Origin of the sequence: Ralstonia mannitolilytica, assembly GCF_000954135.1 — a bacterium.
Classification (GTDB): domain Bacteria; phylum Pseudomonadota; class Gammaproteobacteria; order Burkholderiales; family Burkholderiaceae; genus Ralstonia; species Ralstonia mannitolilytica.
Window position 1 is genome coordinate 389,017 of sequence record NZ_CP010799.1, and the last position, 12,526, is coordinate 401,542.

Sequence of the window (12,526 nt, forward strand, 5' to 3'; positions counted from 1 at the left end):
GTTGGTTTAAGTTAAGACTGCGGTCTCTGTCTTCTCGGCGAGTTGCCGGAAGTAGTTTGCCTCAGCTTCGACCGGTGGAATATAACCAATCGGCTCGAGCAGTCGGGTGTGGTTGAACCAGTGCACCCATTGCAGGGTGGCCAACTCCACCGATTCCCTGCTCTTCCAGGGCGCGCGGCGGTGAATCAGCTCAGTCTTGTACAAGCCGTTGATGGTCTCGGCCAGTGCGTTGTCGTAGCTGTCGCCACGACTGCCCACCGACGGTTTCACGCCGGCCTCGGCCAGCCGCTCGGAGTAGCGGATGGACAGGTACTGAGCGCCTCGGTCCGAGTGATGAACCAAGCCGTTGGCATCGGGCCGCCGTTCGTACAAAGCCTGCTCCAGCGCGTCGAGGACGAAATCGGTCTGCATGGTGCGACTGACGCGCCAGCCCACGATGCGCCGGGCGAACACGTCGATGACGAAGGCGACATACAACCACCCCTGCCAAGTCGAAACGTAGGTGAAGTCCGACACCCACAGCTCATTGGGGCGGCGGGCCTTGAACACCCGATTGACCCGGTCCAGTGGGCAGGGCACCGAGGCGTCAGGGAGCGTCGTGCGAATCTTCCTGCCACCGATGCCGCCGAGCCCGAGCTGCAGTACATCAGTGCCAAGGAGATCGTCGAGGCGACGAGCCTACCTGCGCACCTGTTCACCGACCGAATCGAGCGAGAGCGCAAGCGCATCCCACATTTGCTGCTGGTCAGGAACCTGCGTTTTTCGCTGGAGGCCATCCTGCAATGGGAACTGGCGAACAGCGTTCGAGGTGGTGTACAGGAACCGGTGACGCAAATCGTCGAGCCAGAGCCTGAACCGGTCGTCCCGGGTCATGTGCCGCGCTGGCATGAGCTTGTGAGGGAGCAGGATGGAGAACGGTGCGATTCCGTTCGGTAGCCTGAACAGATGTCCCTTGTTTTGGCCCAAAGTCCACCGTTTCGGCCATTTGTCCCTTGAAGGTGGAACACGGAACTGAACCCGCGTCCGCTTTCAGAACCAGATAGTAACGCATGGCTCCTGAGTCCTTCGATTCGACGACTTGGCCAAATGCGCGTGGGCATAGAGCAAACCCATGACAACCGGAACTTCAAGCTCGTTCTACCCAAGGGGTAGGCGTGGCGACATGGGCGACTAAGGAGCGCAACTTGGCCACTGCATCGACGGGATCATGGGGCAGCGTGGCGAAGCTGATTTTTTTTACGCCATCAAGGTGCCATGGGCTGTTCTGCTCGGCATGGGGGGTGTCAGGTTTGGATGGGTCGAAGGGATATGCCAAGAGTCCCCAGGTCAACAGTCCTTCAGGAGCTTGAAAGCGTCCCAGATAGGCGGCCATCTGGTACAGGTCGTCGCGCTGCGGCCCATTTGGTGAGCTGGCAGACGGATGAAGGGACTTGTATTTGGCGTCAACAACGCCCCTGATGGTGGAGCCTGAAAGCAGGATGGCGTCGGGTATCAATGTGCCCAAACCTCGGCCCGAGACTTCGCTGTGGAGCAGCTTCTTGGTGGCAGACTTATCTCGGGTGCCGTGAGTCACGGTCAACGGTGCAGCAGCTTTCCGCAAAATACTGAGCACATACATTTCCCACAGCTCGGCAACGTCGAGCAGCACACCTTTCGTTTCGCCACTGGCATCAATATCAGCAGCAAGCCCCCTTCGGTTTGCAATCTGCCGCGACAACTCAGCGATAGGCGCAAAGCCTGCGGTCATCGGCGTATATCGAATCCGATCCAGTTCAGCCTTCGTCGGTACGCGTGGTCGCGCCCCGGTGACAGCCATCAGATGGGGCAGGAGTTCCTTGGCACGCTTCGGAAGCCATTTTTCGCCCGGCACCCCAAGCCACCGCCGCAGCACTTCGTAGGCAGCGACGATGGCGTCAGATGCAGCGTGATCTAGCGTTCGCTCTGAACGGATGGAAACAACCTGCCCACCACCAGCGGCGATCAAGCGCAGAGATGCAGGGACATCAAGCCGTCCCCTGACAGTCGCGCCTTTCGTAGCCACTTCACGGCGAAGCGCAGGCAGCCCATGCCGTGCCGCCTCGATGAAACCATGGGCCCAAACGGACGCGAGGAGTTGGGCAATAAACGATTCGTCCTCCCTGAGCTTCCCGGGCGCGTCGGTCAGCACGACCGACGTTGCTTCAAAAAGCCAATTCCGAAGCGTGGCCAGGCCAAAACGTGGCTCGATGGTCAGGCTGTGCCCCTCGAAGGAAATTGAGCCAACGTACCGGCCAGCCCACCACGTGCCATCCCAGGCGCAGTAGACGACTGGCTCGTCCTCGTCGCGCTCGCCGGAAATCGGGACCACGAGATCCGTCGCGCGTGCGTTGGTCGCGAGTCGGCGAAGCCAGGCAGCCTCAGCGGCAGTCGGCTGCGGCGCGAGCGGCGAACAATCGCACGCGACGAGTCTCACTCGGCCACCGTGGGCTTCAGGAGAACTTTCGACAGCCGCTCAAGCTCCGCGTTGCGGGCGGTCGCATCCAGCCCGGCGAGGTACTGCTCCAGCAGCGGGCGAAGGGATAGGTTCCATACCTGTACCACCGGCTCAAGCGCCTCGCCCTTCTTGTTCCAGAGGTAGTTCTGCTTGCGCGTCGGCCGCGGGCCAAGGAAGTTGCGTAAGAACACGACCACGTCGAGCAAATAGGTGTGTCCGATTTCGTACTGGGCGCCGAGCAGCGGGCTGTCGTGGATCTCCCTGTTCAACGCCGCTGCTGCTGCAGCCAGCTTGCGGAAGTCCGGTTCGATGCGATCCCAGTCCAGGCCCGATTTCAGATCCCTCCACCGCGCCTCAGCGGCGCCGACCAAAGCCTCAGCGTCAAACGGACACGGCAGCCACAGGAAGCGGCGGCGGAGCGCGAAGTCGATCTGCTCGATGGACTGGTCAATCAGATTCATCGTGCCGATAACGTAGAGATCGTCCGGGATGCGCAGCTTCATCGCAGCCCCATCACCGTCGCGGGCTGGAAGTTCAATGGTCTCGTTGCGGTCCTCAAGCAACGAGAAGCATTCGCCAAGCATCCGGCTCAGGTCGGTACGGTTCATCTCGTCGAGGATCAGGACGTGCGGCAGCCGCTCCGCGCGAGGCTTCTTCTCGATGTCCTCGATGAGCCGGGGCAAGTAGCCCGCCCGGTACTCGGTGCCCCCGCTGCTGGAAATGTGAAGCGCCCGGATGAAGTCCTCGTAGCTGTACGCCGGGTGCAGCTGCAATCGGTGGACGTTCTCCCGGATGGCCGCATCAATGACGGACTGAGACTGGAAGTACAGAGCCGGCCCCATCTGGCTCAAGGCGGCAGATCGAATGACGCGCTCCGCCAGCTTCTTGGCGCGGAATGTCTTGCCGGTGCCCGGAGGCCCGAAAAGAACGATCTGCTTCTTGTGCTGGATGACCTCCAGCGGCGCTCCCTCAGATGCGCCCTCGCTGTCGTCGTACCAGGCCTCACGGAGCGGCGACCAGTAGAAGTCAAGTTGCTGGTTCGGCAACAGCTTCTCTAGCTCTCCCCTGATGGCCAGGATCGCGCGGTCCTCGTCCTCCGGCTCAGAGCTAAGGAAGGTCTGAACAACCCGCTCTGCCGCCCGGATTGCGGCATCGTGGCGCCGGCCTGGCGTCGCTTTCGAGCCGGATTTCGCCCGTGCAGGGCGGTTTTTGGCGGGTTTCCCCGCCTTACGGACGCACTGCTCCCGTCGTCGGCAACAAACGCCGGCGCGCCATCCACAGGTTCGACAGCGCGAACAGCGTCAGCACCTGCGCCGCGTTCTTCGCCAGGCCGCGGTAGCGCACCTTCGTGTAGCCGAACTGCCGCTTGATCACCCGGAACGGGTGCTCCACCTTCGCCCGCAGACTGGCCTTGTAGCGCTCCCACCGCTCGGCGTAGCGCCGCTCGCGCTCGTTCTTCATCGCACGCAGCTTCGACGGCTTCTCCGCGATCAGGAATCCGGCGTCCACGTCCTGCAGCTCCTCGCGCTTCTCGGCACCCGTGTAGCCGCTGTCGCCGCACACCGTGTCTTCCCGGCCGTGCAGCAGCTTGTACACCTGCGTCACGTCGGCCACGTTCGCCGCCGTGCATTCCACGTGGTGCACCAGACCGGACGCGTCATCCACGCCGATGTGCGCCTTCATCCCGAAGAACCACTGGTTGCCCTTCTTGGTCTGGTGCATCGCCGGATCGCGCTCGCCCGCCTTGTTCTTGGTCGAGCTCGGCGCACTGATGATCGTGGCATCCACGATCGTGCCACTGCGCAGGCTCAGGCCCTTGCGCTGAAGATGGGCGTTGACCTGCTCGAAGAGCTTCTCGGCCAGCCCGTGCGTCTCCAACAGCCGGCGGAAGTTGAGGATCGTCGTCTCGTCCGGGATGTCGGCAAGCCCGCCCAACTGCGCGAAGCGGCGCATCACCGGCGTGTCGTACAAGGCTTCTTCCATCGCCGGGTCGCTGAGCGCATACCACTGCTGCAGGAAGTGGATGCGCAGCATCGTCGCCAACGGATAGGGCTGGCGACCGGGACGGCCCATCTTCGGGTAGTGCGGCTCGATCAGACCCAGCAGCGCCTGCCACGGCACCACCTGCTCCATCTCCGCCAAAAACACCTCGCGCCGCGTGCGCTTGCGGCTCCCCAGACCCTCGGCATCACCGAACGACAGCTGCATCGCACTCACCCCGATCACGGTGAGGCATTGTCGCGCAATGGGGCGGAGTTGTTCAGACCTTCCTTAAATAGGCCGCCAACTCGTCGAGCGCGAAGACGTCTCGCTGGGCGGTTTTCACAGCCCACCGCACACTACCGTTAGTTCGCTGCTCAATCGTTGCAGGTGCTTGGAAACAATTGCGATGTGGTGCCCTGGTGTGTAGATTTCAAGGGGACGCCACAAGTACTCTTGATTAGCAATGTCCCTCAGCCCACCTGATCATCTGCAACGGGCAAGCGCACGTACGCGCCGCTGCGATGATCAGGCGCGGGAGGGTGGTTTTAAGATCGAATCGGCGATTGAAGCAATAAGCCACTTCGGCAGTCGTCGCTGCGGATCGCGTTCCGCGAATCGCTGCCGTCAGAGCCACTCGCCGAACTTTTCCACCTTGTCGTCGCCGGCCTGCGGTCGGTCAGGCAAGACCAAGTGCTCGTATCCCTGCCTGACGGCCTGGTCTCGGATCGCGTGCACCCGGGAAACGGCATCTACGAACTCCTGCTCGGTCAGCTTGTGAATGCGATCTGGTGCCAGTAACTCGCGCAGCTCAGACGACTACTCCTGAAGGCAACGACAGCAGAGCGGCCCGCTCGCGCCCGGTCAGTGCGCGAGCGGGCGCGCCAGCGCCTCACGCCAGGCCAGCACCAGCGGCGACGGCGGACGGCCCTTCAGTTCCACGCGCCACAGGAGCCGGACCAGCTTGGGTGCGCCTGATAGCTTGAGGGCAGCCACTTCACGCAGCGCCAGCAGCTCGCGCACCACGCGCATCGGCAGCAGTGCCACCCCCAGGCCGGCCGCGACGGCGCGGGCGATGCCTTCGTTGCTGCCGATCTCTATGCATCGCTGTGGCCGGATCGCGAGTTCGTGCAGCAGCCGGTCGGCCACGTCGCGGGTGCCGGAGCCCGGCTCGCGCAGCAGCCAGATCTCGCTGCTCAGTGTGGCGGCGGTGAGGCGTCGGCTGCGCGCCAGCGGCGAGTGCACGCCAGCGACGACGCACAGCGGCTCCTCGCGCCACGTGTGCGCTGCAAGACGCGGGTCGTGCACATCGCCCTCGACCAGACCGATGTCGATGCGGCAGTCGAGCAGGGCCTCGCAGACCATCTGCGTGTTGCCCTGAACCACTTGCACATCGACGGCTGGATGGCGATGCACAAAGTCCGCCAGCAGTTGGGGCAGCCAGTAGGCACCCACGGTGGTGCTGGCCCCCACCCGCAGGCGACCGCGCTGCAGCCCCACGCGCGCCTGCACGTCTTCGATCGCGGCCCGCTCCAGCGCAAAGATGCCCCGTGCATGCTCGAACACCGCCGCACCGTCCGGCGTCAGTTGCACGCCCCGGGCGCTCTTGGGGCCGCCCGCGCCACGTTCGAGCAAGGGTAGGCCGATCTGGCATTCCAGCTCGCGCACGGCTTTGGAGACAGCGGGCTGGCTGATGAACAGGGCCTCGGCCGCGCGCGAGAAGCTTCGCAGCTCAGCCACAGTGAAGAACACGCGCAGCAGGTGAAGATTCAGTCGCATAACTTAAAGTTACGTTTTCTTGAAAAGAATGTATTGGACTCATGGTACCAGATGCAGGAAGCTGACGTGCATCGCGGCGCTCATAGCGGTCTCTAAGCGCCAGCCAACGTTTTCCGTGAAGGAGTCCGACCATGTCCACCTCGTTGTCCGCCACGACCTCTGCGCCTCCGAGCTGGAGGACGCGTGCCTGGTGGCAAGGCCTGGCGCTGGCGGGGCTACTTGCCGCCGCCGCCATGGTGGCGGCGCAGACGCCTTGGGCGGGGCGCTGGGGCCTGTCGGCGCTGACGCTGGCCATCGTGCTGGGCATCGTGGCCGGCAACACGTTCTTTCCGGCCATCGCCGCGCACACGGCTGCCGGGGTCGATTTCTCCAAGAACCGGCTGCTGCGCGCGGGCATCGTGCTGTACGGTTTTCGCATCACCTTCCAGCAGATCGGCGCCATCGGCTGGGCCGGCGTGGTGATCGATGCGCTGATGGTGGCGCTGACCTTTGTTCTCGCGCTGCAGCTGGGCACGCGCGTGTTCAAGCTGGACCGGCAGACCTCGATGCTGATCGGCGCGGGCAGCGCGATCTGCGGCGCCGCCGCCGTGATGGCCGCCGAGCCGGTGGTGCGCGCGCAGGCGCACAAGGTGTCGGTGGCCGTGGCCACGGTGGTCGTGTTCGGCACGCTGGCGATGTTCGCCTACCCGCTGCTGTACCCGTACCTGCACCTGTCCGAGCAGGCCTATGGCGTGTACGCGGGCTCGACGATCCACGAGGTGGCGCAGGTGGTGGCCGCCGGGCGCAGCGTCAGCGAGCCGGCCGCCGCCACGGCCGTCATCGTCAAGATGCTGCGCGTGATGATGCTTGCTCCGTTCCTGCTGGCGCTGTCAAGGGCCGACCGGGCCGACGGACAGGGTGGCGCGGCCCGCATCACCATTCCCTGGTTCGCGCTGGTGTTCATCGCCGCCGCCGGCGTGAATTCGCTGGGGTGGCTGCCGCCGCAATGGGTCGCGGCCCTGGTGCAGCTCGACACCGTGCTGCTGGCCATGGCGATGGCCGCGCTCGGGCTGCGTACCCACGTGGGAGCCATCCGCCAAGCGGGCCTTAAGCCCTTGCTGCTGGCGGCCACGCTGTTCGGTTTTCTGATGGTCGGCGGCTATGGTGTGAACCGGGCCGTCAGCCACTGGCTGGGGTGAAGCATGCCGCGATGAGGCGATGAGTTTTGCGCCCAGGCGGGAATAAACCGGCCGACGCTCCCGTATACCTCAATGTCAACCTCATTTCTTCCACCCACGTACTAAGGACTACCGATCATGAAACGACTCACCGCCACCGCCACCGCCACCGCTTTCGCTCTCGCGACCCTGTTCAGCGGCACGGCGTTCGCCGGACCCGCCGACGACGCCCGCACGCACTTCCAGGCCATCGGCTCGGGCGATCTGGCCGCGCTGATGCGCGGCTATGCCGACAACGCCCACCTCACCTGGGTTGGGGGGCCGCTGGACGGCAGCTACGCGGGCGCCGATGCGATCCGCGGCGTGTGGGAAAAGTTCACCAAGTCCCAAGGGGCCTTGAAGGTGTCGGTCGACAAGGTCGAGGAAGCCGCCAACCCCAGGGGCGCGACCGTGACCGCCAATGTGCAGTTCGAGGGCAAGCAGCCAATCAAAGTGCGCTATGTGTTGATCTACCGCGACGCGAAGATCGTCAACGAAACCTGGCAGATCGATCCGAAACTGGCGGTCGCCAGCTACTGATCGGCCACACAGGCCCCGGCGCGATGAATGCGCAGGAGGTGTCACTGACCGAGGCGGGCGCGCTTATGGTCGCCGCCCTGCCGCGCCTGCACCGCTACGCCTGCGCGCTCGTGGGCGACCGCGCCGCTGCCGACGACCTGGTACAGGACACCCTGGAGCGGGCCTGGGCGCGCATCGACAGTTGGCGGCCGGACGGCGACATGCGCGCCTGGCTGTTTAGCATCCTGCACAACCTGCATGTGGACCAGCGCCGCCGGCCCGCCGTGGCGACCGTGCCCCTGCATGACGAAGCGCTGGCGTTGCCGGTGAGGGCTTCACAGACCGATGGCCTGGACATGAGAGATCTCGAAACCGCGCTGCGGCAGATTCCGACCGAGCAGCGCGAGGTGCTGCTGCTGGTGGCGCTGGAAGACATGAGCTACGAGGAGATCGCGCGTACGCTCGGCGTGCCACTGGGCACCGTGGTGTCGCGCCTGTCGCGTGGGCGGGCTCGCCTGGGTGGCGTGATGGAGGGGCGTTCTCAACCCCAGACTCTGAAGGTGGTGAAATGAACGCATTGCCCATCACCGAAGCCGATCTGCAGGCTTATGTCGATGGCCTGTTGCCCGAATACCGGCGCGCCGAGATCGAAAGCTACCTGGCAGAGCGCCCGCAGGAGGCGCAGCGCCTGCAGGCCTACCGGCAAGACAAGCAGGCGATCAAGGCGCTGTACGGGTCGCTGCTGGATGAACCCGTTCCCGACGTATTGCTGCAGGCTGCCCGTGCGCCGCGCACGCGCTCCGCTGCACCCCACGCGGGAACGCGCCTGTCGCGCTGGTCGCTCGAACGCGTGGCCGCGGGCTTTTCACTGGTGTTTGTGGGTGCAGGCGCAGGCTGGCTGGGGCGAGGCGCCTTGCAACCGCCAGAGATGCTCGCCCGATCGACCCGTGGACCGGCGGCCATCATCAACGCGGCGGCCGGCAGCCTGTCCCGGCAAGCCGCCATCGCGCACGTGGTCTACAGCCCCGACGTGCGGCGCCCGGTGGAGATCGGCGCCGACCAGGAAGACCAGCTGGTCGCCTGGCTGTCCAAGCGCCTGGGCGCAAAGATCCGCCCCCCGAAGCTGGGCGCGCTGGGCTACGAGCTGATTGGCGGGCGCCTGCTGCCGGGATCAAGCGGCCCGGTGGCGCAGTTCATGTACCACGACGCCACGGGGCAGCGGCTGACCCTGTATGTCACCCACGAGCAGGCCGCCAACCAGGACACCGGCTTCCGCTTCGCACAGGAGGGGCCGGTCAACGTGTTCTATTGGATCGACGGCAAATTCGGCAATGCTTTGTCGGCCGGTATCAACAAGGGCGAGCTCGCGCGCATCGCAACAGCCGTCTATTCCCAACTGCAACCGAGCTGAACGCATGCAGACCCCCGCCTTCACGATCACGTTGCTCTCGAGATCAACCCGCCCGCTGGTGTTTGCTGCCTTGGCCATGTTGGTAGCTTCACCGGCGCTGGCGCAACACGCCCACTCCCACCCGGCCGCAACCCTAATGCAATCCCCGCCGGCTTTCGTGGCGAGCACGGCCAAACCTTTCGCCCAATTGATGGACGACGCGATGGCGGTGATGGAGCACGACATGCGCGCCGCGCCGATGAACGGCAACCCGGACCACGACTTCGTCACGATGATGATTCCGCACCATCAAGGCGCCATCGACATGGCCAAGGCCGTCCTCCTGCATACCCAGGACCCCGAGCTGCGCAACCTGGCGCTGTCGATCATCACCGAGCAACACAACGAAATCCGGCTGATGCAGGCCTGGCTCGCACGACATGCCGACGGTGCCGCCACCCAGGACGCAGCGGGCAACCCATCCCACTCCACCAGCACAACACAAGGAACCCGGTGATGAAACGACTCTCCCTCACTCTGCCGCTGGCATTGTTCAGCAGCATCGTGCTGGCCGCGCCGGCCCCCGCCGATCGCGTCTACACCGCCGACCAGAACACCAACACGGTGTCGGTGATCGATCCTTCGTCCAACACGCTGCTGGGCCAGATCCGGCTGGGCAACGTGCGGCCGGAGGTGCTGTCGCCGTTGTACAAGGGTGAGCTCAACGTGCACGGCCTGGGCTTCTCGCCTGACCACAAGACCCTGGTCGCGATTTCCAACGGCTCCAATTCGGTCGCCTTCATCGACACCGCCACCAACCAGGTCAAAGGCATCGCCTACATCGGCCGCTCGCCGCACGAGGCGTTCTTCACGCCGGACGGCAAGCACGTGTGGGCGGTCGTGCGCGGCGAGAACTACGTGTCCGTGATCGATGCCGCGACCTTCAAGGAAGTCGGCCGCATCGAAACCGCGCCCGGGCCGGGCATGGTGCTGTTCCATCCGCAGAAGAACATCGCCTTCGTGGTGCACAGCTTCACGCCGGAGGTGGACGTGATCGACGTGCCCACGCGCAAGGTGATCAAGCGCATCCCGGTGGTCAGCCCGTTCTCGCCCTTCCTGCAGTTAACCCCGGACTTCAAGGAAGTGTGGATGACGCACAAGGACGTGGGCAAGGTGACCCGCATCGACACCGATACGCTTCAGGTCAAGGGCGTGATCGAGACCGGATTCATCACCAACCACCTCGGGTTCGCCAAGACCGCACGCGGCACGCTGGCCTACGTGACCATCGGCGGCGAGAACGTGGTGAAGGTCTACACCACCGACGCCACGCCCAAGCTGCTGGCCACCATCCCGGTGGGCGCGCTACCGCACGGCATCTGGCCATCCGACGATGGCACGCGCATGTACGTGGGGCTGGAAAACGGTGACGCGGTGGACGTGATCGACACCGCCACCGACCGGGTGATCGCTCGCGCACCCGTGGGGCAGGCCCCGCAGGCGCTGGTCTATGTGTCGAACGCCGTGCCCAGCGGCACGGGCACAGCCCACCTCGTGCCCCGCGTCAACGACGAGCCAGTCAACATTACGCTCAAAGCCACGCAGGGAGAGGCCCGCGGCTTCGTCGTGGCGCGCAACCTGGGGCTGGTGGACGCTCTGGAAGTCTTCCTCTTCAAGCTCAAGCCGCAAACGGTGTACAACGTGTATGTGAGCAGCCAGCGTTCGCCGATCGCGAGTTTCAAGACCAACCCCGCCGGGGCGGCCAACGGCACGGTGATCGGCCCGCTGCGAGACGCGGTGACCACCATGTCGTCGAAAACGCCTTCCGTCGCGCAGATTCTCGTGGTCGAAGGTGATGCGGCGGCGCAGGCGTCGAATGCAGTTCTGGTGAGCGCCCGATAGGGCGCGGTTTCCCATCTACTCGAAGAAGGAGACAAACATGGAGCGTGACGACACCCCCCCCTGGCCTGCGCGCCGCCGTGTGCTGAAGACCTTGGGCGCCATCGGCGCCGGTGCCGGCCTGATGGGTCCGACCGCCGAGGCGCTTGCGGCGACTGCGGGTCGCGTCGTGTTGCCGTTCGACAATGGCGAGCGCGAGTTGGTGGCCTTTCCGCAGAAGCGCCCGCTGATCCTGCTGACCAGCCGGCCGCCGCAGCTGGAGACGCCGTTTTCGGTCTTCAACGAAGGCGTCATCACGCCCAACGACGCGTTCTTCGTGCGCTACCACTGGAGCGGCATTCCCACCTCGATCGATCCGCAAAGCTATCGGCTGCGCGTGGGCGGCAAGGTCAACACGCCGCTGGAGCTGTCGCTGGACGACCTGAAGCGTCTGGCCGACCCGGTGGAGCTGGTGGCGGTCAACCAGTGCTCCGGCAACAGCCGCGGGCATTTCACGCCGCGCGCCAACGGCGGCCAGCTGTCCAATGGCGCGATGGGCAACGCACGCTGGACAGGGGTGCCGCTGAAGAAAGTGTTGGAGAAGGCCGGCGTGCAGGCCGGTGCCGTGCAGGTGAGCTTCAATGGCCTGGACCATCCGCCGCTGCAAGGCGAGAGCCCGGACTTCGTCAAGGCGCTCGCGGTCGACCACGCGCTCGACGGCGAGGTGATGCTGGCCTGGGCGATGAATGGCGAGGACCTGCCGATGCTCAACGGCTATCCGGTCCGGCTGATCGTTCCCGGCCATTACGGCACCTACTGGGTCAAGCACCTGTCCGACATTCAAGTGCTGGACAAGGCGTTCGACGGGTTCTGGATGAGTACGGCCTACCGCATTCCCGACAACGCCTGCGCCTGCGTGGAGCCGGGCAAGGCGCCAGCCAAGACCGTGCCTATCAACCGGTTCAACGTGCGCTCGTTCATCACCAGCCTGCGCGACGGCGACAAGGTGCGCGTTGGGCGCGAGACGGTGGTGCGCGGCATTGCCTTCGACGGCGGCTTCGGCATCACCGAAGTCGCCTTCTCCGCCGATGGTGGACACACCTGGACGGAAGCCCGGCTCGGCAAGGATTTGGGCAAGTATTCCTTCCGCGAGTGGAGTGTGGCCTTCAAGCCGAGCAAGCGAGGCGCTCATGAACTGAAGGTGCGCGCGGTCAACCGCATCGGTCAAAGCCAGCCGCTGTCCGCGTTGTGGAACCCGGCCGGCTACATGCGCAACGTCGTCGAGACCACGCGCGTCGTCGCGGCATGAGG

General features: G+C 64.9%; 12 protein-coding genes and 1 pseudogene. 7 read left to right on the forward strand and 6 right to left on the reverse strand.

Annotated elements, in window-relative coordinates; translation table 11 throughout:
* Positions 1 to 6 precede the first annotated feature (6 nt).
* From TK49_RS01865 to TK49_RS01890, 6 genes and pseudogenes are all read right to left on the reverse strand, one after another.
* Positions 7 to 633 (reverse strand): annotated as a pseudogene (locus TK49_RS01865) (IS3 family transposase); the annotation flags it as partial.
* Between the two features lie 45 nt (positions 634 to 678).
* Positions 679 to 873: a hypothetical protein gene (locus tag TK49_RS01870; RefSeq protein ID WP_157773974.1), complete on the reverse strand. Its 195-nt coding sequence runs from the start codon at positions 871 to 873 to the stop codon at positions 679 to 681.
* Between the two features lie 253 nt (positions 874 to 1,126).
* Entirely contained in the window at positions 1,127 to 2,347 is a 1,221-nt protein-coding gene (locus tag TK49_RS01875; protein ID WP_157773975.1) for a 5-methylcytosine restriction system specificity protein McrC, read from the reverse strand.
* A 101-nt stretch (positions 2,348 to 2,448) separates the two neighbouring features.
* Positions 2,449 to 3,519, reverse strand: coding sequence for an AAA family ATPase (locus tag TK49_RS01880; protein WP_052698579.1), 1,071 nt, complete (start codon positions 3,517 to 3,519; stop codon positions 2,449 to 2,451).
* 181 nt (positions 3,520 to 3,700) lie between these two features.
* Entirely contained in the window at positions 3,701 to 4,681 is a 981-nt protein-coding gene (locus tag TK49_RS01885) for an IS5 family transposase (RefSeq protein WP_028915768.1), read from the reverse strand.
* Between the two features lie 636 nt (positions 4,682 to 5,317).
* The gene (locus TK49_RS01890; RefSeq protein WP_200899120.1) at positions 5,318 to 6,232 is read right to left on the reverse strand and encodes a LysR substrate-binding domain-containing protein; all 915 of its coding nucleotides are present in this window, start codon (positions 6,230 to 6,232) and stop codon (positions 5,318 to 5,320) included.
* Positions 6,233 to 6,363: 131 nt separating this feature from the next.
* Here TK49_RS01890 and TK49_RS01895 point away from each other — a divergent pair, with 131 nt between their 5' ends.
* The 7 genes from TK49_RS01895 to sorA all read left to right on the forward strand — a co-directional run bounded on the left by TK49_RS01895 (position 6,364) and on the right by sorA (position 12,524).
* Positions 6,364 to 7,410: a YeiH family protein gene (locus tag TK49_RS01895; RefSeq protein ID WP_045785193.1), complete on the forward strand. Its 1,047-nt coding sequence runs from the start codon at positions 6,364 to 6,366 to the stop codon at positions 7,408 to 7,410.
* 117 nt (positions 7,411 to 7,527) lie between these two features.
* Positions 7,528 to 7,968, forward strand: a complete 441-nt coding sequence (locus TK49_RS01900; RefSeq protein ID WP_044305150.1) for a nuclear transport factor 2 family protein — start codon at positions 7,528 to 7,530, stop codon at positions 7,966 to 7,968.
* Positions 7,969 to 7,991: 23 nt separating this feature from the next.
* Positions 7,992 to 8,519, forward strand: a complete 528-nt coding sequence (locus tag TK49_RS01905; RefSeq protein WP_175851596.1) for an RNA polymerase sigma factor — start codon at positions 7,992 to 7,994, stop codon at positions 8,517 to 8,519.
* Positions 8,516 to 9,358, forward strand: coding sequence for an anti-sigma factor family protein (locus TK49_RS01910; protein WP_045785194.1), 843 nt, complete (start codon positions 8,516 to 8,518; stop codon positions 9,356 to 9,358). Before TK49_RS01905 ends, TK49_RS01910 begins: the two co-directional genes overlap by 4 nt.
* A 4-nt stretch (positions 9,359 to 9,362) precedes the next feature.
* Positions 9,363 to 9,854, forward strand: a complete 492-nt coding sequence (gene copM, locus TK49_RS01915) for a CopM family metallochaperone (protein ID WP_052698580.1) — start codon at positions 9,363 to 9,365, stop codon at positions 9,852 to 9,854.
* Positions 9,854 to 11,239 carry a beta-propeller fold lactonase family protein gene (locus TK49_RS01920; RefSeq protein ID WP_045785195.1) on the forward strand — a complete coding sequence of 462 codons (1,386 nt, stop codon included), beginning with the start codon at positions 9,854 to 9,856 and terminating at the stop codon, positions 11,237 to 11,239. The genes copM and TK49_RS01920 overlap by 1 nt, the downstream gene beginning before the upstream one ends.
* A 37-nt stretch (positions 11,240 to 11,276) precedes the next feature.
* Entirely contained in the window at positions 11,277 to 12,524 is a 1,248-nt protein-coding gene (gene sorA, locus TK49_RS01925) for a SorA family sulfite dehydrogenase catalytic subunit (RefSeq protein ID WP_045785196.1), read from the forward strand.
* The last annotated feature ends 2 nt before the right edge of the window (positions 12,525 to 12,526 follow it).